The organism is Acidianus manzaensis (assembly GCF_002116695.1).
GTDB classification, from domain to species: Archaea; Thermoproteota; Thermoprotei_A; order Sulfolobales; family Sulfolobaceae; genus Acidianus; species Acidianus manzaensis.
The window spans coordinates 1,985,393-2,005,137 of the sequence record NZ_CP020477.1 but is presented as its reverse complement, the minus strand read 5'-3'; the positions used below and the strand labels follow the sequence as shown (position 1 = coordinate 2,005,137).

The window sequence follows — 19,745 nt, the reverse complement described above, 5'->3', positions numbered from 1 at the left end:
TGAAGTTATTTAATTGTAGGGGTCTCGATGTCCCACCAATGGGTGAGCGTGATGGAATTCCAATATCAATAAATGAACTAAATAAGCTAAGGCAAATAGCAGATAAGGCAAGAAAAAATGTAATAAAAATGCAGTTTTACGACCATTCAGTACATGTAGGTTCATCATTAAGTAGTATAGAAATATTAACAACGTTAGTATTTAGATACATTAGAGATTCTTCAGAAAAGGTAAATAAAGATTGGTTAATTCTAAGTAAAGGCCATGCAGCTCCAGCCTTATATGCAGTATTAGCAGAAAAAGGATTAATTAAAGAAGATGAGTTATGGAAAATTCAGTCGATAGAAGGATTGCTACAAGGTCATCCTGAAGTATTTATACCTGGTGTAGATATGTCAACTGGAAGTTTAGGCCAAGGATTAAGTTTTGGAATAGGAGTAGCTACTGGAATTAAAATGTCAGGAGGAAATGGAAGGGTTTTCGTAATAATGGGAGATGGAGAGCAAGATGAAGGAGAAGTATGGGAAGCTATGACACATGCTGTTGCCAGAAAATTAGATAACTTAATAGCATTCATAGAGATTAATGGATTTCAATTAGATGATAGTGTATCAGAAGTTAAGCCTAAGGACTTCTTACAAGATGTATGGAAAGCTGTGGGTTGGAGAACATTCTCATGCGATGGTCATGATATCAAGAGTATAGTAGATGCAATAGAAGAAGCGCTAAAATCTAAAAAACCTGCAGTTATATTCGCAAAAACTGTAAGAGGAAAAGGTTTTCCACCAATAGAAAATTCAAAAAGACAGAGGGCGACACCAGATGTTACAAGGCAGTATCTCGTCGATTCGTGAAGCGTTCGGTAGAACGCTAGTAAAAATAGGCGAAGAAGATAAAGATATTATAGTAATTACTGCTGACGTTGGAGATTCAACTAGAGGATACTATTTTAAAGAAAAGTTTCCTGACAGATATTTCAATGTAGGTATTTCAGAGCAGGATATGGTTAATTTTGCTGCAGGTTTGTCTGCCGTAGGTAAAAAACCCGTAGCAGTTGACTTTGCTATGTTTATGATGAGAGCATGGGAGCAAATAAGGAATACTATAGGAAGGATGAATTTAAATGTAAAATTAGCTGTAACTCATTCAGGATATAGTGATAGTGGAGATGGTTCTAGTCATCAAGCATTAGAGGATATTTCGCTTATGAGAACGATACCTAATATGAAAGTTATAGTTCCAGCTGATGCAGCAGATGTAGAAAGGAGTTTACCAGTTATCATAAATGAGAACGGTCCAATTTATTATAGAATGGGAAGGGATTATTCTCCACCTATAACTTCTAGTATGAACTATAAATTTGAAATAGGGAAAGCATACGTGCTAAAAGATGGAGACGACTTGGCTATTATGGGAGCTGGAGTAGTTTTATGGGATGCATTAAAGGCTGCTGACGAATTAGAAAAGATGGGTATATCTACTGCAGTTATAAATGTTCCGTCTATCAAACCAATTGATGAAGCTACTATTGAGTATTATGCTAGGAAAACTGGTAGAATAGTAACTATCGAAGAGCATACTATTTATGGAGGAGTAGGGTCAGCGATAGCTGAAGTAGTAGTAAATAGATATCCTGTACCTATGAGGTTTATAGGTAGTGTAACTTACGGAAGGTCAGCTAGAAGTGAAAGAGATTTACTAGATTATTATGGATTTGTACCAGAAACAGTAGTTAAAAAAGCTCTAGAGTTGATCAAATGAGCGAGATTAATGATTTAAGAAGGCAAATTGAAGATATAGATGATCAAATAGTAAAGTTAATTGTTTCTAGATTTGAATTAGTTAAAAAAGTTGGAGAAATTAAAAAAGAAAAGAATTTGCCTGTTACTGATGAGAAAAGAGAAGAGGAAGTAAGACAAAGATGGATTTTATTAGCTAGAAGATACGGGTTGTCTGAATCATTTGTAGATACTTTTTTACCTATTTTGTTTTCTTATTCTAAGATTTACGAAGTAAATTCAGCTAAAAAGAGAAGAATTGTGTTATTAGGATATGGAGGAATGGCTAGAGCGTTAGCTTCTTTGTTTAAATTAACTAAGCAAGAAGTAGTTATTACTGGTAGGGATTTATTAAAGGCTGAAAAACTTTCTAATGAGTTTAATTTTGTAACTATGGATATTTTGAATGCAATAAGATGGGGAGAATTAATTATAAGTACATTTCCTCCTGCAGTTCTACTTTCTGATTTTTCTTCAAAAATTTATTCCAATATAAAAGGAAAAATTTTTATGGATATTTCTTCTTCTAAAAATTTGGTTTTTCCATATATAGAGGAAAAATCGTTAAAAGAGAATTTCATTTATGTTTCAATTCATCCTTTATTTGGTCCGTATATTTATCCTGTAGGTGAAAGAGTAGCTATAATTCCCTCTAAGTCTTCTAATGATGATGTAGTAAAAGATTTGGTAAAATTCTTTAGAGATAATGGATTATATCCTTTAGTAACTACTTTAGAGGAACACGAAAAGGCGATGGCAATAGTCCAAGTAATTCCTCATTTTTATTTGCTAGCTTTATCTGAAAGTATTAATAAGCTTTCTAAGGAATTAGATATAGATTTTAGTAAATATCAAACTACTAATTTTAGAGAAGTGTACAAGCTTATTCGTAAGATAAATGATATAAAGGATGTAATTATGGAAATTCAAAGTCTTAATCCTTATGCTGATAAAGCTAGAGAGCTTGGAGTAAGAGAATTAAATAACCTCTATAATGAATTATTAGAGAAGAAAAAATGATATTATATGTGCTAAAAGACGGAGCAGATTATTCAACTTTTAAGGAGAAGTTACAAATTTCATCCTCATCTTATAAGTTTCTAGATTTATATGGTAAGAAAATTGCCTTAGTATGGCCAGATGTTGAAGGTAATATAGATGATAGTTCTATTGAAATGAAAGTTAAGACTAATAAGCATTATATTTTATCTAGTAATGAATGGAAAAAAGATCCTACAGAAGTTAAAGTAGGAGATACTGTTATTGGGTCTGAGAAAATTGTAGTAGCTGCAGGTCCTTGTGCAGTGGAAAGCGAAGAACAAGTTGAGACTGTGGCTAAGGCAGTAAAAAGAGCTGGAGCTTCATTATTGAGAGGAGGAGCTTATAAACCTAGGACTAGTCCTTATTCATTTCAAGGATTAGGAGAAGAAGGTGTGAAGATTTTAAGAAAAGTTGGTGATGAAGTAGGATTACCTATAGTTACTGAAATTATGGATACTAAGGACTCAGAAGTGTTCAAAAAATACGTAGATATGATACAAATAGGAACAAGAAATGCTCAGAATTTCTCGTTATTGAAAGATGTAGGAAAGCTAGGCAAACCAGTACTTTTAAAGAGAGGAATGGCAAACACAGTAGAAGAATGGTTGCAAGCATCAGAATATTTGTTATCTGAAGGAAACGGAAATGTTGTATTATGTGAAAGAGGAATAAGGACTTTCGAGAAAGCTACTAGATTTACTCTAGATGTTGGTGGTATGATAGCGGCTAAAATGATGACTCATTTGCCTATGGCTGCGGATCCTAGTCATCCTGCAGGAAAAAGAGAATTAGTTCATTCGTTAGCTTTAGCTTCTGTAGCAGCAGGGGCTGATATGCTCTTAATTGAGGTTCATCCTCATCCAGAAAAAGCTTTAAGCGATTCAGAGCAACAATTAACTCCTGAGTCTTTTGAGGTACTTATGAATAGAATTAAAGCCTTAGCTTCAGCTTTAGGTAGATCTGTATGAGAGATTTTTCTGAAGAAATCTGTTGTTCCAATGTAAATGTTATAATAGATCAAAAATATTCTGATTTTATCGAGAATATTAAAGGTAAAAAGGCTATAGTTTATCCTAAGAGCTTGAAGATAAATGTTGATGGAGACTTACTTATACCTATTGAAGACGGCGAGTCTGCTAAGGATATAAATAATGTTCTTGATCTGGTTCATAAGTTGTATGAAAATAATTTTGATAGAGGAGATTATGTAATAGCTATTGGAGGAGGTACTATTTTAGATCTTAGTGGTTTTGCTTCTTCTATTTATATGAGAGGTTTAAATTTAGTAAACGTTCCTACAACTCTTTTAGGTATGGTAGATGCTGCAATAGGTGGAAAAAATGGAGTAAACTTTGGAAATGCTAAGAATATTTTAGGAACGTATTATCAGCCTTCTTATATTCTTATAGATTTAGATTTTCTTAATACTTTGCCATTAGAGGAATTAAGAAAAGGATTAGCTGAAGTAATAAAATATGGAATAATTCTAGATAAGGAATTATATGATTATCTTTCATTAAATAATGAAAAGATTTTAAATAAAGATAGAGATTCATTATCTGAGATAATATCAAAATCTATAAGAGACAAATTAAATATTGTAAAACAAGATGAAAGAGAAACTAAAGGAATTAGAGTTGTCTTAAACTTTGGCCATACTATAGGTCATGCAATAGAAGCAGGATCTAATTTTAAGATAAGTCATGGTTATGCAATATCTTTAGGTATGGTGTGTGAAGCTAAAATAGCGGAAGAAATGGGATATTCAGAAGAGGGTGTAGTTGAAGATAGCCTTTGGATTTTAGATCTATACAAATTGCCAATAGTTCCAGAAAAGCTTCCATATCCTGTATCTAAAGAATTAGCAATTGCAGCTATAGGAAAGGATAAGAAAATAAGAAATGGAGAAATACTTATGCCTTTCCCTACAAGAATAGGTGACTGGAAAGTAGTTAAAGTACCAGTAGAGACAGTAAAAGGGTTTGCCTCACAATGTTTATAGATTATAATACGAAACTATTCGGTATTATAGGTAATAATATAAGCTATACCTTATCTCCTGCGATACATAATTTTTCCTTTGAGAAAATGCAAATTAATTCTGTATATTTAGCTTTTGACATTCCTCAACACAAATTTGATAAAGTAATTCAAGGATTATTAGATGTAGGAGAAGGGTTTAATATTACTATACCGTATAAAGAGAAAATTATTCCTTACTTAGATAAAGTAGACGAAAGCAGTGAGAAATTGAATGCTGTAAATACTGTATTTAAATCTAAAGGATATAATACAGATTATATAGCATTACTTACCTTAATTAAAGAAAAAAGCTATAATATAGATTTGCATTCTGCAATAATATTTGGTGCAGGGGGTGCAGCTAAAGCTGCTGCTTTTGCCTTAGCGTCTTTTGGCATTGATATTCTAATATTAAACAGAACAATAGAGAGAGCTAATAGATTAGTTGATAATTTAAATAAATACGGTTACAAAGCTAAGGCAGCAGTATCGTGTAAAGATGTTAATTATGATGTAATAGTTAACGCTACACCTGATCCTCTTTACATTAATGATGAATGTGTAAAAGGTAAGCTTGCCATAGATTTTGTTTATCATCCTATAATAACTGAATTTTTAGATAAAAGTCTCAAGAAAGGTTTGAATATAATAAATGGATTAGAGATCTTAATATATCAAGCTTTGGAAGCACAAAAAATATGGTTTGGTAAATCTCTATCTTACAAAGAAGTGGTGGATTATCTATATGCCAGGAAACTCATTAGGTAAAGCATTAACTATAACTACTTTTGGAGAAAGTCATGGCCCAGCTATAGGAGTTATAATAGACGGTCTACCAGCCGGATTACCAGTTAAAAAAGAAGATCTGGAATTTGAACTGTCTTTTAGAAGACCTGGAAGATTATTCGTTTCGGGAAGACGAGAAAAAGATGAACCAGAAATTTTAAGTGGAATTTATAATGGTAGGACAACTGGATCTCCATTAGCTATTCTTATAAGAAATACTGATGTTATATCTTCTTTTTATGAAGAAGTTAAAAATAAACCTAGACCTGGTCATGCAGATTTACCTTATATAATGAGGTATGGATATGAAAATTGGGATTATAGAGGAGGAGGAAGAGCTAGTGCTAGAGAAACAGCTACTAGAGTAGCTGCTGGAGCTATAGCTAAAAAATTGCTTATGTTAACTAATACATCGATAGCTGGGCATTTAATCAGTTTAGGTCCAATAGAATTAGATGAAAAAGTATCTTTTGAGGAGATTTTATGTTCCAAATATAGTCCTGTTAGAGCTAGTAAAAAAAGTTTAGAATCTAAATATGAAGAATTGGTAAAATCTGCTACAGTAGAAGGAGATAGTTATGGAGGAGTTGCAGAAATAGTTGTAAATAATCCTCCTAAGGCTTTGGGAGAACCTGTATTTGACAAGATAAAGGCAGACTTAGCTAAGGCTATTTTATCTATACCTGCAGTAATGGGATTTGAGTATGGATTAGGTTTTAAAGCTGCTAAAATGAAAGGAAGTGAAGCTAATGATGAAATAATTTTTAAGGATGATAAAATTACGTGGAAGTATAATAATTCCGGAGGAATTTTAGGAGGAATAACTACTGGAGAACCTATAATTCTAAGATGTGCATTTAAGCCTACAAGCTCAATAAGGAAGCCTCAAAAAACAGTTGATTTAAGAAACAATAAAGAAACTGAAATTTCAGTATTAGGAAGACATGATCCAGCTGTAGCGATAAGAGGTGTTACTGTTGCTGAAGCTATGGTAGCTTTAGTTTTAGCTGATCATGCTATTAGATCTAATGTTATTCCTCAAGTTAAGCTTTCAGATAAAGATGTAGAGATTATCGAGAATAACTGGAAGAGGTATGTTAATTCATGCAAACCTACGGAGGGATCTCAGTAGTTAATGCCATTCCATCATGGTATGGCTCTTCTATGGCAATTAACTTGAAAGTAAATGTAGAAATAACTAAGGGAGAATATAAGGGAGACAGTAAATTAATTAAGACAATCCTTGATTTCATGAAAGCTAAATATAGCATAGGTCCGTTAGATGTAAAAGTATATTCTGAAGTTCCTCAACAGAGTGGATTAAAAAGTAGTAGTGCAGTTTCTACTGCGCTTCTTGGAGAAATAAAAAGAAAATTTGATTTGGATATTGATGTACCTAAGTTGTCTGCTATCTTATCAATAATGGCTGGTGTATCTTATACTGGTGCTTTGGACGATGCAGTTGCAGCATTTTATGGAGGTGTTTCTTTTACTTATAATAAGGAATTTAAAATAATTGATAAGAGGAATCCTCCAGAAGATGTTTCAATTTTATTAATTCCTATAGGAAATAGACCTAAAGTAAAAATAGAAGAACTAAAGAAATACAATTTAATTTTTAAGGAGATATTTCATTTGGCCTTACGAGATATTATTACTGCAATGAAATATAATGGAATATTAGTTTCTGAAATTCTAGGATATGATAAGAAGCCTTTAGAGGAGATTTCAAAGAGGAAGGAAGCATTAGCTTATGGAATATCTGGAAATGGTCCATCAATTTTTGCTTTATGTAAAAAAGGCGAAGAGGGTCCTATATATGAGATTTTAAGCAAGTATGGAAAAGTAATTTTAGTAAGTGGGGTAAATCTTGAAGGCGATAATAGATAAGTCAAATATTGAGGGAAAAGTAAAAGCTCCACAATCTAAAAGTCAAGGAATAAGATTAATTTTCCTTTCATTACTTACTAAAATTAAGCTATATAATTATACTCCTTCTGACGATATAAAAATGGCATTAAATGCAGTAGATGCTATAAGATCAAAAACAGATTATATTTACGTAGGTGGTTCAGCTACAACTTTGCGAATGTTGATACCAATAGTTGTGGCATTAAAAATGAAAGTAACTATTGATGGAGATGAAAGTTTGCGAAGGAGACCAATATCCTCTATTATAAAAGCTTTAAAAAAAGCTAAATTCTCTTCAGCATCTTTGCCTATAACTATTGAGAGTAATGGTTTAGAAGAAGAAATAGAAATAGAAGGATGGGAAAGTAGCCAATATATTTCTGGATTAATTTATGCTTATCATTTGATTGGGGGAGGTAAGATTAAAATTATTCCTCCTATATCGTCGAAAAGTTATATTGAAATGACTATTGACCTTTTTAATAGATTTGGTTCTGACGTTAAATTAGAAGGAAATACAGTTTATGTTAATCCTAAGCCTCTTCGTGAATATGAAGGAGAAATACCAGGAGATTATGCCTTATCTTCATTCTACGCAATAGCAAGTATAATTTCACAAAGAAAAATTGAAATAAATGGATTATACGATCCACCAGAATATTTTGGAGATCATAAAATAATTGATATACTAGCTAATATTGGGGTGAAAAGCTATTATTCCAAGCATTCTTGGTTTGTAGAATATCAAGGAAGTATATCTCCTGTGGAGATAGATATTAATGATATTCCTGACCTGTCTACATCGTTATCTGCTATACTGTCAATAGCTGATGGAGCTAGTAAATTATCCGGTGTTGAAAGATTAAAAATCAAAGAAAGTAATAGAATAGAAACAATTATAGATACATTAGAAGCCTTTGGAGTAAATGCTGAATATAAGGATCAATCAATAATAATTAGAGGTTCGCAGATTAAAAGAGGTTCAATTATATGTCCTAATGATCATAGAATTGCCATGTTAGCTGGAGATTTAGCTATCAAAGAAGGTGGAGAAATAGAGAAAGCTGAATGTGTAAACAAAAGTAATCCAAAATTTTGGGAAGATTTAATATCGTTAGGTGGAAAAATAACTCTAGAATGAGGCCAATAATAGTAGCATCATTACCAGTATATTCTGAAAAAGATATACATAGGATTAATCAAATTGATGCAGATCTAGTTGAATTAAGATTAGATTATTCGAAATCTTTGCCTACTTTAAGCTCCCTTTTACCTTATAAAGATAAAATTATCGTAACTATTAGAGATGTAAATGAAGGAGGAATAAATAAAATAGACGATAACGTAAAAGTTTCTTATATAAATCAACTGAGTAAGGAAGGATTTTTGTATGATGTTGAAGCTTCTTTCTTAGAAAAATATAATGTAGATTTTTATAATAAGATTGTTTCTATGCATTACTTTAACTCTATTCCAGATTATAATATAGTAAATACTATAGTAACAAAATATGAGAATAAAGCATATACAGTGAAAATAGCTGTAATAGCTAAGCCGGGATATAAGAATTTTCTAAGTAATTTACTCTTCTCTCATGAGAATATAACAGTTTTACCTATGGGCAGTGATCCTCTAGAACGAATAGCATTTGGAATACTAGGATCTAAATTAGTTTACACTTATGTAGATAATCCTACAGCACCTGGGCAAATGCATTATTCTAGGGCAATTAAAATAATTAATTTACTCTTCAATAATTAATTTATTTTTGTCTACAGAAATCTTGTAAACTTTAATAGGTTTTTTGGATGTTCCTTTTATTGGCTTTCCATCTTTTATTGAAAAATGGGAAAAATGACATTGGCAAATTAATTCTTCTCTAATTATTACTCCATATTTTTCTAGGTCACATCCTAAGTGCGGACAATAAGGTTCAAAACCTAAATATCTATCGGCACCTAAATAAATTAGAAGAATTTCTTTTCCATCTATAGAGATCTTTTTCTTTTCTCCTATCTTAAGATTGGGTTTTTCTAATATCATGGTTCTTCTTATTTAAAGCTCTTGGAAGTACTAAATAAACGCATAGATCTCCGCACATCGTACAGGATCCCGCTTCAAACTTTTTATACTGTCTATATATTTCTTTGGCTCTTTCTTGGTCAAAAGTTAAGGAAAACATTTTAGGCCAATTTAACGAAGCTCTTGCCTTACTCATTTCATAGTCTAGTCTTTTTGCTTTTTCTCCAAGTTTTATTATATCACCAGAATGAGCAGCTATTTTAAATGCTATTAGCCCATCTTTAACTTGTTCTGGATTAGGTAATGATAAGTGTTCTGCAGGAGTTAAATAGCATAACATATCTGCTCCACTAGCTGCGGCTATTGCACCACCTATTGCGCCGGCTATATGGTCATATCCTGCAGCTATATCGGTGGGCAAGATCCCTAAAACGTAATATGGGACTCCTCCAGATAACTGCTTTTCTAGTTTAATATCCATATCTATTTGATCTAATGGCATGTGGCCTGGTCCTTCTATCATAACTTGAACGCCTTTTTCTATAGCCCTTTTAGCTAACCTAGAATTAACTATTAGTTCTCCTACATGTAATTCATCATGCGCATCATTAATTCCACCAGGTCTTAAAGCGTCTCCTAAACTTAATACTACATCATATTCTTTAGCCATTTCTAATAAGTAATCAAAATTTGCGTATAATGGATTTTCTTTTTCATTATATATTGACCATGCTGCTAATATTGTTCCACCTCTACTTACTACTCCTGCTGTTCTTTTCATTTCTGCTGCTTTCTTAGCCAAGTCTAATGTAATTCCAGTATGTAGTGTGGCAAAATCTACTCCATCTTTAAAATGCTTCTCAATCACTCTAAATAAATCATCTTCTGTAAAGTCTATTACGTATTTTCTTTTTGTGACCATTTCGTAATATACTTGATATATTGGTACTGTACCTACTGGCATTTCTGCTTCTTGTAATACTAATTTTCTCATTTCATCTATGTTTCCTCCATCAGTTAAGTCCATTATCGTATCAGCTCCGAACTTATTTGCTATTCTAACTTTTTCTAATTCTTCATCAACATTATAATGGTCAGTAGAAGCACCTAAATTTACGTTTACTTTAGTGAATAATCCTTCACCTATTGCAGTATATTTTTCTAATTTTCTATTCATATTTTTGAAAATTACTACTGTACCTCTAGCAACTCTATCTCTGATTTTCTCTGGTGATTCTCCTTCAAGTTTTGCTATTATTTTCATCTCTTCAGAAATGTTACCAGATCTTGCTATGTTAATTTGAGTTACCATATATAAGTTAGTTATTAACCGACTTATATACATTACTATTTTACATGACAAAGGAAGAGATAAGAATTTATAATGTTAAAATAGTATATACATTTTAGAGGTGCTTAAGTTGTCAACTATAAAGGAAACTGCAAAGTCCAAAATTGATTATAGAATAGTAGAAGTAGAACAAAGTTCTCCAACTACCGAAGTCGAAGCAACAGTAATTTTGAATTCTCCACCATCAGAAGACGCATTAAAATCGTTTAATGAGGTTAAAATTCTTAAAGTCTTTAATTTCATGAATACTGTAAAAATTAGAGGAAAAGCTAAAGATGTAGTAAAACTTAGCGAAAATCCTTTAGTTACTTATATAATGTTAGATGATATTATTGTAAAGAACGAAGAGTGGATTTAAGAGACTGGCAAAGTAAACTTAAAGATAGAGTTATTTCATCTTTTAAAAACAACTTTTTAGTAGCTCTTCAATCTCCAACCGGTAGTGGTAAAACTCTATTTTCTATGATTACTTCTCTTGAGTATAAAGGTAAAGTTATATATGCAGTAAGAACTCATAATGAATACTTTCCTATATATAGAGAAGCTAAGAGGTTAGGAAAGAAGTTTAGCTTTATTGTAGGCAAATCTGTTGCATGCCCATTTGCAACGGAAGACGTCGATGGAGAAGATATTAAATGTTCTGGATGCGATATTTTTTCTACTTCACATATAGAAGTAAATGATTATCCTTTTAATTTTCTTTCAAAAATAAAAAAGGAAGGAGTTGAGCAAGGCTATTGTCCTTATTATTCTCTATTTGACTCTATCCAAGATGCAGATATTGTAGCTATTACTTATCCTTATTTTTTTATTCCAAGATTTAGGGAGTCATTAGGTTTAGATTTTTCTGAATATGCCATAGTAATAGACGAAGCTCATAACTTAGATAGATTAAATGATCTTGAAGAGCGAAGAATAAATCCCAATATTATTGATATTGCAATTTCTCAAACTAAGAATGAGAAAGTTATTGATATTCTAAAGAGATTAAAGGATATAATACAAAAAACTATATATAAAGATGAAAAATATATTTTAATTAATAATTATCCTAAGTTATCAGAAGACGAATTCAGATTATTACAAGAAGAATATGACATTTTGAGAGATAAGATGATAAAAGAGAAGAAAGTCAAAAAGATTCTTATTGGAAATATAATAAAATTTTATCAGTCTGAAGGTCTTGTTTTCTCTTATAAGGGTAGCTTAGTAAAAAAGCCGTTAACTCCTTCAAAATATACCTCAGTGCTTAATGATAAAGATTTAACAATATTATTAATGTCAGGTACATTGCAACCAATTGATTATCTTAACAAAGTTCTAGGCATAAATAGAAAAATTGATTATATTGACGCAGAAAAAGAAGTTAGAAAAAAACTTAGTGGAAGTTTTTCTTGTTATATAGCTTTAGATGTAACTTCTACATACACTTTAAGGACTAAGGAAATGTGGAAAAAATATTCAAGTTATCTATTAAAGATATATTATCAAGCTGAAAATCACATTCTCTCAATTTTTCCTAGCTATTTCATTATGAACGAAGTAATGAGACTAATTGATATACCAAAAGTTATAGAAAATGGAAAAACCAGTATAGAAGATCTAATAAAATTAGATAAGAAAACTATTATAGCAGGAGTTGCAAGAGGCAAGTTATCTGAAGGAGTAGAAATAACAGAAAATGGTAAGAGTTTGATTTCAGATGTAGTATTAGTAGGAATTCCATATCCTCCAGTCGATGATTTTTTGAGATTACAAGCCGAAGAAATAAGAAAATATTCTAATGCAGAAGTTGAAGATTTGCTTGTGAATATTCCAGCATTAGTCTCTGTGAAACAGGCTATAGGCAGAGCGATAAGAAGTATAAATGATAATGCTAAAGTCTGGCTTCTTGATAAGAGATATAATAGTATATGGTGGAAGAGCAAGGTAAATTGTTTTAACCCCAAGAAAATTAAGTTATAGCGTGAAAGTAGAAATATTCACTCATAAAAGCTGTACAGAATGTAACATGCTTTTAGAATATTTAGATCAAAAGAATCTGTTAGGTAAAGTTCAAGTTATAGATACTGAATTGTATCCATTTTTAGCTTTAGAAAGAGGAGTAATTTCCACGCCTTCAGTATTTATAGATGGTACATTAGTTTATGCTGGCAATGTTGATTTTGAAGAATTAGAAAAACTTTTAGAAGGTACAAAAATATCTAAAAAAGTAAATAAAGATGAACTAGTTGAAAAACTAATGGCAGGAATTGTGGATTCTTTTGCTGCAACTTCATGGATTTATGTCAATATGGATTTTGATTCCTTTATGGCTCAAAAGGATTTTGTTTTAGCAGTGACAGGCTTAGTATTTGCTGAAGACAAAGAAGAAATGTATAATTATCTAAGAAATATAATGATAAAAGAAGGTCCAAAATATGTAGATAAATGGAATGAAAGAATTTTAAGGAATATTTCTTCAAATTTTGTTAGAGAGATTTATTGGCTTTATAATAATAAGATTCCAGTGGAAGACATAAAAAAGATGTATACTTTGCAGATTTTTGCTCATTGGCTAATGGTTAGAGGTGGTTCTACTGGTAGAGTTGGTTTAAGAATACATTCAATAAAAGAGGCCGATGTGATGAGTAGAATAGAAAAAGCATACAATTATATGTTATCAAATTATGATAAATTATGGGAAAAAGTGGAAAACGAACAAAAATTACTAAACCAACTGGAAAATAGAAGAAGCATTGTTTTTTAGAAACTTTTGTAAAGAAAATATTAAAACCATAACTGCAATAACTTTTATCTATGCAAGAATTAGACCTTAGAGGAAAAGAATGTGAAGAATTTATAGTAGAATTGTCGAAATATTTGATAAATCTAAAGCCTGGAGATTCTATTAAAGTTATAACTGATCAAGATAGAATATTATGTACGCATCAACTTTTGAAAAATGCGCCCAGATACTTATTTAAGGGAGATGTAGTAGGAGATCATGCAGAAATTATAATAAGAAGATTAAGATAAAGGGAAATAATTTATTTTGAAATGCATACTTCATCTTTTACTATCTTTGTTTTTATCCCATTTCTAGACGAGAAATATTCTGCAACGTATTTTGATAAGCTAGAATTTATTCCTAAATCTTCAACTTTTATACATCCTTCTTCATACATTTTATTGCTTATTATTTCTTCATTATCTTTTAGAATAGTAAAAAGTGCGATTAATGAATTTTCATTTTCTATTATATCTTCTGTCTCAACTAAACTTGGAATATTTGACATTACATAAGATAGTTTATCGTAAAGAGGTTTACTTTGATCATCAAGGATCTTTTTTGTTTCTCTTATATTACTTAATGAATTTTCTATACTTTTGATTTTAGAGATATTTGATAATGAATTTAATTTATCTATACAAAACGTTATGTAACTAGAAATTAATTTGACAAGTTTTTCACTAATTTTCTCTATTTGAGGTATATCAGATATTAATATTTGCCTACTATATAAATCATTAATTTGTCTAGATATTTCTAACTTTTCTTTTGTAAATTCCTTCATATTTAGGTTAGATATTATTTCTCTCTCAATCTCGATTAATTTACTTGTAGAGATAATTACGTTATTTTTTTGTAGTTCATCAATTGCTTTGGGTAAAACAGAGTAGTCAGTAATATAATATTTATTTAGTTTATTTCCATTTATTTTTTCTATTGATTCTATTATAGTATTTATATTATTTAAAGCAAGATTTACATTTTTATTGATATCTAATAAAATTTTTTGTATGTAGTCAATGTAGCTTTCATTAAGTTTTACCTTATCTTTTGGAATCTGCATTTCCTCTATTTTTATTCCAGATTTTTTCAATTCAGTAACTATATTATTATAATCAATTATAAGGCTAAATAGTAAGTCATTAATTTTATTTTCAATTTCAGTTTTTTCCTCTTTAAATTGGGGATATATATTTTGAATGCAATTAATATTTTTGCAATTATCTAACTGTTTTCCTAGTTCAATAATTGTGTTTTCGTCTTGCGTTATAGCGCTTCCAAATTTTTCCTCTAGTTCTGCATAACTTTTTATTCTTCCTAGTGTTAGAAGTGTTTCGTCAATCTCTTTTTTAATAAGATCTATTTGATCTTGTATTTTTTCATGTTTAGCTTTGCTTTCTTTAATACTATAAAATAATATACTTGAACCAGCTACTGCTATTGAGATAATCATAGTTTCCATAGTTATACGTGTAAAGACAAAGTTGAATGAATCATAGTAGAAAATGTAAAATCCAAGTATTGCTGGTATTACGCCTAGAACACTAAATATCTTATTAATTCCAAATATATATGCGCCAATTAATATCCCAGCTATGCTTATTATTATTATTTCTATTTCTGATATCGAAAAGACTAGATTTGTTTTTAAGAAATTAATTAAAAGATAAAATATGGGTAAGGCAGATAGAACATTAACAAGTGGTGATCTTTTCTCTGAAATACCAGATAAAATTAATACAGAAGTAAGTGGAATTCCTAGTACACTTTCAGCAGATATAAATGCTTGTAAAGATTGATATTTAATTTCTAATATTATAGGGATTATAAGTGCTAATAAAATTATAATAAATCCATTAAGTATTCCTAAGGGCGTTACTCCATCATAAAGTGTATATAATTCACTTATAGCAAAAAGAAGTGTAACTATTGGTGCCATTATTTCCGGGAGTACTATAGATACTATCGCTACTATTGGTATTATTATATCAATATATGTATTATAACCTAGTTTATTTAGTAAAATAAAAATAAGTAATGAATTTAAAACGGTAATTAATAATCTTTCTATATAATTGTTATATCTTCCTACTAGCTTGTCAATTATACTTATTCTTGTCATTTCTAGTATAAGTTATACACAAATCAACATTTAAACTTATATTTTTTTAGAATACTATTGTTTAAACTACTGTATAATTTTTCTCAAAAATTATAATAGGAGATTATATAGTTATAGTATTAGTTTATAACTGAATTATTTTTTAACTAAGAAAAACTTTATATTCTATTCTTATTTTAATAAATCTCTAAAACTAAAAATATAAAGTAATAGATTATGATAAGGCACGCATTTATTATTTTAACTTAAAAGGTTTAGCAAAGATAAAGTAAGGAATTTCTTCTAAAGACTTGTTAGAAAGAAATAAAAATAACTACTAATTAGATATTAGTATGAGTTCCGCAAGTTACTTAAAAAAATACGAATTACCACCACTACCATATAATTTAGATGCATTAGAACCATACATAAGTAAAGACATAATAGATCTACACTATAATGGACATCATAAAGGATATGTAAATGGTGCGAATTCATTTGTTGATAGAGTAAATAAGATATTGAAAGGAGATATAGGTGCAGGACAATATGATATTCAAGGATTACTAAGAGGCCTAGTATTCAACATAAATGGGCATAAGCTACATGCATTATATTGGGAAAATATGGCGCCATCAGGAAAGGGTGGTGGAAAGCCAGGCGGAGCATTAGGTGATTTAATAGAAAAACAATATGGAAGTTTTGAGAAATTCAAACAAATGTTCACAGAAGCTGCAAACTCTCTACCGGGTACTGGATGGACTGTATTATATTATGAAGTGGAAAACGGAAACTTAGAGATTATGACATTTGAGAATCACTTCCAGAATCATATTGCCGAATTACCAATACTATTGATATTAGATGAGTTCGAACATGCATACTACTTACAATACAAGAATAAGAGAGCCGATTATGTAAATAACTGGTGGAATGTAGTAAACTGGGATTATGCAGATAAAAAGCTACAGAAATTTATGAAGTAACTTTTTTTATATGAATCAGTTTAATTATTTATGGTTTCTGCAATAATCCTAGCAGGTGGATATGCAACTAGATTAAGACCTTTGAGTTTAACTAAACCTAAAACTCTTTTTCCTGTTCTAGGAAAACCAATATTGAGTTATATTTTAGACAATTTAGAAGAATCAGGAATAGATGATATATACATTTCATTAAGAGTAATGGCTGATAAAGTAACTAATTATCTTGACACAATAAAGAAGAAAATTACTCCTATAATTGAGAAAGATCCATTAGGGGATGCGGGAGCATTAAAATATGTTTCTCAAAAAGTAAAGCTGGATGATATAGTTTTAGTTATATATGGAGATATCTATAGTGAGGTTAATTACAAAGAACTTATTGATTTTCACTTAAAGCATGACTGCAAAGCTACTATGGTTGCTACCGAGGTTGAAGATCCTCGAAGATATGGTGTTTTACTGACAGAAGATGAAAAGATTACAGAGATAATAGAAAAACCAAAAAATCCTATTTCGAATTTAATAAATGCAGGTGTGTACGTATTTAATAAGGATATATTAGATTTGATTCATGGGGAGTCAATAAGTAAAAGTTTCATACCTAAGATTTTAGAAAAAGGATGTATTTCAGTATATAAATATTCTGGAGTATGGGCCGATATTGGAACTCCTAAAGATTACATGAAACTTAATTTTGAATTACTTTCAAAAAGGTATCCCAAAGGTCTTATATCATCAAGTGCTAAAGTAAGCGAAAAATCTACTCTAATACCACCTTATTTAATATCTGAAAATTCAGTTATCAAAGAGGGGTCTTATATAGATTCTAATACTATTTTAGGAGTTAATGTTTCTGTTCAAGAGAATACATATATAGGTGAATCATTAATTATGGATAATGCTAGCATAGGTGCTAATAGTCATCTAAGTAATGTAATAGTAGCAGATAAATGTAAAATAGGTAAGTGGAATTACATAGCTGACGGTTCTATATTGGGTGAAGAAGTAATTACACATAAGGGAATTCTCTTAAACAGGAATACTATTATTTTACCAAATAAAGAAGTAACAGAATCTATATATAAGGAGAACAAGATAATCTTATGATATTAAACGAAATATTGGATGAACTTTCTTTTGAATTAAAGAGAAGGAAAATAATCAATTTATGTGTAGGTATTTCTTATACTGGTGTAATTCTTGATGATCAATCGATGGGTATTTCGCATACTATTACAAATGGTAATGTTGACTATGCAGGGGAAATAATAGGAAGAAATGCATATGAAATTGCATCTAATTTAGAAAATGAGTTAAACAGAAGCATTTCAGTGTCTATTCTAAATGCTATAACAACTGGAAAACTTATTGAGGGAGATCTGATTTCTCAATATTCTGGAAATAAAGTGTGCGTTTTTGGCTATTCTCCATACGCTTCTGGAGATTTCAATCAAAAAATACTTTATGATTTTTCTCCATCGCCTTCTCAAGAAGCTAGACCTTTTTCTCAATTTACTACAGAAAGCTGTGACCTAGGTGTAATATTTGGATCTGCATTAATTATCGATAATGCTATAGATAAAATTGTAAAAAATATCAAAGCAGATCATTTAATCTTGTCTGGAATATCCACAATAGAAGCACCTATAACACTTAAAAAATATGGCTTTGAGGCTATAGAGAAAATTATACCATCTGATTCGTATAAGGCATTTAGAACAATATGTGAAGGTGGTACAAGTAAAGAATTATCTAAGTATGTTAAAAAAGCTTATTTAAAAATCTAAAAATTTTATTTCATCTATATTCTCAAAGCATTTTTCATCTTTGTAGTATTTACAGTTAACTTTTGGAGAATATTCTAATCTAAGATCATCGTATGGAGGCTTAGAATTAGTTTTGATTAAATCTTCAGATTTGATCATTGCTATTGCTATTCTAGCTAAAACTTTTGGATCATTTGAACCAGCATACGCACAAGCTATTGCTTTTTTATAGTTATCTAATGCCTCTTTATTTTCAGTTATTCCATAATATCTAGAAAAGAATATTGCAACTTCTGAGTTAGCTAAAGGTTCTAAGAAAGTAATCTTAGTTATTTCATCTCTCACTGGAGAATCTCTAAATCCTTTCTCATGAGAAAGGTTTTTAATAATATATTCATAGATTTTATTCACTATAGAAATATATTTATCATTAGATGTTTTTTCATATTCTGAAATTAGAGCGTTTCCTGCAGAAGCTTCATCTATTAATAGCCCTTTATTATCCTTTTTTATACTTCGATACACTTCTCCATTTTCGTTTATTAATTCAAGCAAATTGTCAATTTTAGATAATCCATACTCCACGTCAAAAGCTATTATATTAGTATAGTTTTGTGATGTTGGATTTTGCATTTTTCCAGAAATCAAATATTCAGCCTCTCCATTCAAGAATTTTATTAGTTTTTCGGCTTTTTTATATTCTGGCTTTAATTTACTTATAAATTTGTAAAGCTCTATCATTCTATAATCTGCTTGATATCCATCTAGAATTTGAGAAATTACATTATATACTAATTCTGATTTATCTGGAGTTGAAGGATCAGGAATAAGCTCTGGGAGATCTTGTCCTTCATATCCTTTATAATATGCTTCAGTTATTTGTCTTAGCTTATCTTCAATGAATTTTATATCGAAAGCCTCTATTATTCCAAGAATTTTTAGCTTTGGAGAAATTATAGTTAATGTAGGAATATATCCTCTAGTGATTCTATTTAAATATTCTATATGTTCTATCCCATCAACTTTATATAAATAATATCGTCGTGAAATAGGCAGTTTTTGTATTTTTTCAAATAAATCGTCACATCCATTACAATATTCAGTTGTTACGAATATACCTACTAGTTTATCATAGAACTTCGCATCTGAAAGTAATTTCTCAGAGATCATCAATACCGTAATATTTATTTAGTATATAATTCTATTCT

Annotated in this window: 21 protein-coding genes; 17 read left to right on the top strand and 4 right to left on the bottom strand. The window is 30.2% G+C overall.

Going from position 1 to position 19,745, the window contains the following annotated elements:
- The first annotated feature begins 38 nt into the window (after positions 1 to 38).
- The 10 genes from B6F84_RS10220 to B6F84_RS10175 are packed head-to-tail and all read left to right on the top strand — an operon-like array spanning position 39 to position 9,299.
- Positions 39 to 854, top strand: coding sequence for a transketolase (locus B6F84_RS10220; protein ID WP_148692899.1), 816 nt, complete (start codon positions 39 to 41; stop codon positions 852 to 854).
- The gene (locus tag B6F84_RS10215; RefSeq protein WP_148692146.1) at positions 823 to 1,761 is read left to right on the top strand and encodes a transketolase family protein; all 939 of its coding nucleotides are present in this window, start codon (positions 823 to 825) and stop codon (positions 1,759 to 1,761) included. The genes B6F84_RS10220 and B6F84_RS10215 overlap by 32 nt, the downstream gene beginning before the upstream one ends.
- Entirely contained in the window at positions 1,758 to 2,798 is a 1,041-nt protein-coding gene (locus tag B6F84_RS10210; protein WP_148692145.1) for a chorismate mutase, read from the top strand. The genes B6F84_RS10215 and B6F84_RS10210 overlap by 4 nt, the downstream gene beginning before the upstream one ends.
- The gene (gene aroF, locus B6F84_RS10205) at positions 2,795 to 3,787 is read left to right on the top strand and encodes a 3-deoxy-7-phosphoheptulonate synthase (RefSeq protein ID WP_148692144.1); all 993 of its coding nucleotides are present in this window, start codon (positions 2,795 to 2,797) and stop codon (positions 3,785 to 3,787) included. The genes B6F84_RS10210 and aroF overlap by 4 nt, the downstream gene beginning before the upstream one ends.
- Positions 3,784 to 4,821, top strand: coding sequence for a 3-dehydroquinate synthase (aroB, locus tag B6F84_RS10200; protein WP_148692143.1), 1,038 nt, complete (start codon positions 3,784 to 3,786; stop codon positions 4,819 to 4,821). Before aroF ends, aroB begins: the two co-directional genes overlap by 4 nt.
- Complete coding sequence (gene aroE / locus B6F84_RS10195) at positions 4,812 to 5,609, top strand: shikimate dehydrogenase (RefSeq protein ID WP_148692142.1); 798 nt, start codon at positions 4,812 to 4,814, stop codon at positions 5,607 to 5,609. The genes aroB and aroE overlap by 10 nt, the downstream gene beginning before the upstream one ends.
- Complete coding sequence (gene aroC / locus B6F84_RS10190) at positions 5,587 to 6,759, top strand: chorismate synthase (RefSeq protein ID WP_148692141.1); 1,173 nt, start codon at positions 5,587 to 5,589, stop codon at positions 6,757 to 6,759. Before aroE ends, aroC begins: the two co-directional genes overlap by 23 nt.
- Positions 6,732 to 7,517, top strand: a complete 786-nt coding sequence (locus B6F84_RS10185; RefSeq protein WP_148692140.1) for a shikimate kinase — start codon at positions 6,732 to 6,734, stop codon at positions 7,515 to 7,517. The genes aroC and B6F84_RS10185 overlap by 28 nt, the downstream gene beginning before the upstream one ends.
- Complete coding sequence (locus B6F84_RS10180) at positions 7,498 to 8,679, top strand: 3-phosphoshikimate 1-carboxyvinyltransferase (protein WP_148692139.1); 1,182 nt, start codon at positions 7,498 to 7,500, stop codon at positions 8,677 to 8,679. Before B6F84_RS10185 ends, B6F84_RS10180 begins: the two co-directional genes overlap by 20 nt.
- The gene (locus tag B6F84_RS10175) at positions 8,676 to 9,299 is read left to right on the top strand and encodes a type I 3-dehydroquinate dehydratase (protein ID WP_148692138.1); all 624 of its coding nucleotides are present in this window, start codon (positions 8,676 to 8,678) and stop codon (positions 9,297 to 9,299) included. Before B6F84_RS10180 ends, B6F84_RS10175 begins: the two co-directional genes overlap by 4 nt.
- Here the strand turns inward: B6F84_RS10175 and B6F84_RS10170 are convergent.
- Both B6F84_RS10170 and thiC read right to left on the bottom strand, forming a co-directional pair.
- A complete protein-coding gene (locus tag B6F84_RS10170; protein ID WP_148692137.1) occupies positions 9,282 to 9,581 on the bottom strand; it encodes a Rieske (2Fe-2S) protein in 300 nt (99 codons plus the stop codon). The two genes, B6F84_RS10175 and B6F84_RS10170, sit on opposite strands and share 18 nt — an antisense overlap.
- Positions 9,556 to 10,872 carry a phosphomethylpyrimidine synthase ThiC gene (gene thiC, locus B6F84_RS10165; RefSeq protein ID WP_148692136.1) on the bottom strand — a complete coding sequence of 439 codons (1,317 nt, stop codon included), beginning with the start codon at positions 10,870 to 10,872 and terminating at the stop codon, positions 9,556 to 9,558. Before thiC ends, B6F84_RS10170 begins: the two co-directional genes overlap by 26 nt.
- Before the next feature lie 109 nt (positions 10,873 to 10,981).
- Between thiC and B6F84_RS10160 the strand changes: the two genes are divergently transcribed.
- From B6F84_RS10160 to B6F84_RS10145, 4 genes are read left to right on the top strand one after another with little or no spacing between them, the layout of a single operon-like run.
- On the top strand, positions 10,982 to 11,269 hold the full coding sequence (locus tag B6F84_RS10160; protein WP_148692135.1) for a hypothetical protein: 288 nt from the start codon (positions 10,982 to 10,984) through the stop codon (positions 11,267 to 11,269).
- A complete protein-coding gene (locus B6F84_RS10155; RefSeq protein ID WP_148692134.1) occupies positions 11,260 to 12,876 on the top strand; it encodes a helicase C-terminal domain-containing protein in 1,617 nt (538 codons plus the stop codon). Before B6F84_RS10160 ends, B6F84_RS10155 begins: the two co-directional genes overlap by 10 nt.
- A gap of 1 nt (position 12,877) precedes the next feature.
- Positions 12,878 to 13,660 (top strand): thioredoxin family protein, encoded by a 783-nt coding sequence (locus tag B6F84_RS10150; RefSeq protein WP_148692133.1) that lies wholly within the window; start codon positions 12,878 to 12,880, stop codon positions 13,658 to 13,660.
- Positions 13,661 to 13,710: 50 nt separating this feature from the next.
- A complete protein-coding gene (locus B6F84_RS10145) occupies positions 13,711 to 13,929 on the top strand; it encodes a sulfurtransferase TusA family protein (RefSeq protein WP_148692132.1) in 219 nt (72 codons plus the stop codon).
- A gap of 11 nt (positions 13,930 to 13,940) precedes the next feature.
- Here the strand turns inward: B6F84_RS10145 and B6F84_RS10140 are convergent, their stop codons facing one another.
- Positions 13,941 to 15,806 carry a hypothetical protein gene (locus B6F84_RS10140; protein ID WP_148692131.1) on the bottom strand — a complete coding sequence of 622 codons (1,866 nt, stop codon included), beginning with the start codon at positions 15,804 to 15,806 and terminating at the stop codon, positions 13,941 to 13,943.
- Between the two features lie 332 nt (positions 15,807 to 16,138).
- On the opposite strand from B6F84_RS10140, the gene B6F84_RS10135 reads away from it, so the two are divergent.
- The 3 genes from B6F84_RS10135 to B6F84_RS10125 are packed head-to-tail and all read left to right on the top strand — an operon-like array spanning position 16,139 to position 18,558.
- Positions 16,139 to 16,771 (top strand): superoxide dismutase, encoded by a 633-nt coding sequence (locus B6F84_RS10135; protein WP_148692130.1) that lies wholly within the window; start codon positions 16,139 to 16,141, stop codon positions 16,769 to 16,771.
- A 30-nt stretch (positions 16,772 to 16,801) separates the two neighbouring features.
- A complete protein-coding gene (locus B6F84_RS10130; RefSeq protein ID WP_148692129.1) occupies positions 16,802 to 17,878 on the top strand; it encodes a nucleotidyltransferase family protein in 1,077 nt (358 codons plus the stop codon).
- Positions 17,875 to 18,558 carry a Rossmann-like domain-containing protein gene (locus B6F84_RS10125; protein WP_148692128.1) on the top strand — a complete coding sequence of 228 codons (684 nt, stop codon included), beginning with the start codon at positions 17,875 to 17,877 and terminating at the stop codon, positions 18,556 to 18,558. Before B6F84_RS10130 ends, B6F84_RS10125 begins: the two co-directional genes overlap by 4 nt.
- Here B6F84_RS10125 and B6F84_RS10120 read toward each other — a convergent pair.
- Positions 18,547 to 19,707 carry a hypothetical protein gene (locus B6F84_RS10120; RefSeq protein ID WP_148692127.1) on the bottom strand — a complete coding sequence of 387 codons (1,161 nt, stop codon included), beginning with the start codon at positions 19,705 to 19,707 and terminating at the stop codon, positions 18,547 to 18,549. The two genes, B6F84_RS10125 and B6F84_RS10120, sit on opposite strands and share 12 nt — an antisense overlap.
- Positions 19,708 to 19,745 lie beyond the last annotated feature (38 nt).

Excerpts from the sequence above, each read along its gene's own strand:
- B6F84_RS10220 (WP_148692899.1), top strand. The coding sequence starts at position 39 with ATGGGTGAGCGTGATGGAATTCCAATATCAATAAATGAACTAAATAAG.
- B6F84_RS10215 (WP_148692146.1), top strand. The coding sequence starts at position 823 with ATGTTACAAGGCAGTATCTCGTCGATTCGTGAAGCGTTCGGTAGAACG.
- B6F84_RS10210 (WP_148692145.1), top strand. The coding sequence starts at position 1,758 with ATGAGCGAGATTAATGATTTAAGAAGGCAAATTGAAGATATAGATGAT.
- aroF (WP_148692144.1), top strand. The coding sequence starts at position 2,795 with ATGATATTATATGTGCTAAAAGACGGAGCAGATTATTCAACTTTTAAG.
- aroB (WP_148692143.1), top strand. The coding sequence starts at position 3,784 with ATGAGAGATTTTTCTGAAGAAATCTGTTGTTCCAATGTAAATGTTATA.
- aroE (WP_148692142.1), top strand. The coding sequence starts at position 4,812 with ATGTTTATAGATTATAATACGAAACTATTCGGTATTATAGGTAATAAT.
- aroC (WP_148692141.1), top strand. The coding sequence starts at position 5,587 with ATGCCAGGAAACTCATTAGGTAAAGCATTAACTATAACTACTTTTGGA.
- B6F84_RS10185 (WP_148692140.1), top strand. The coding sequence starts at position 6,732 with ATGCAAACCTACGGAGGGATCTCAGTAGTTAATGCCATTCCATCATGG.
- B6F84_RS10175 (WP_148692138.1), top strand. The coding sequence starts at position 8,676 with ATGAGGCCAATAATAGTAGCATCATTACCAGTATATTCTGAAAAAGAT.
- B6F84_RS10170 (WP_148692137.1), bottom strand. The coding sequence starts at position 9,581 with ATGATATTAGAAAAACCCAATCTTAAGATAGGAGAAAAGAAAAAGATC.
- thiC (WP_148692136.1), bottom strand. The coding sequence starts at position 10,872 with ATGGTAACTCAAATTAACATAGCAAGATCTGGTAACATTTCTGAAGAG.
- B6F84_RS10145 (WP_148692132.1), top strand. The coding sequence starts at position 13,711 with ATGCAAGAATTAGACCTTAGAGGAAAAGAATGTGAAGAATTTATAGTA.
- B6F84_RS10140 (WP_148692131.1), bottom strand. The coding sequence starts at position 15,806 with ATGACAAGAATAAGTATAATTGACAAGCTAGTAGGAAGATATAACAAT.
- B6F84_RS10135 (WP_148692130.1), top strand. The coding sequence starts at position 16,139 with ATGAGTTCCGCAAGTTACTTAAAAAAATACGAATTACCACCACTACCA.
- B6F84_RS10130 (WP_148692129.1), top strand. The coding sequence starts at position 16,802 with ATGGTTTCTGCAATAATCCTAGCAGGTGGATATGCAACTAGATTAAGA.
- B6F84_RS10125 (WP_148692128.1), top strand. The coding sequence starts at position 17,875 with ATGATATTAAACGAAATATTGGATGAACTTTCTTTTGAATTAAAGAGA.
- B6F84_RS10120 (WP_148692127.1), bottom strand. The coding sequence starts at position 19,707 with ATGATCTCTGAGAAATTACTTTCAGATGCGAAGTTCTATGATAAACTA.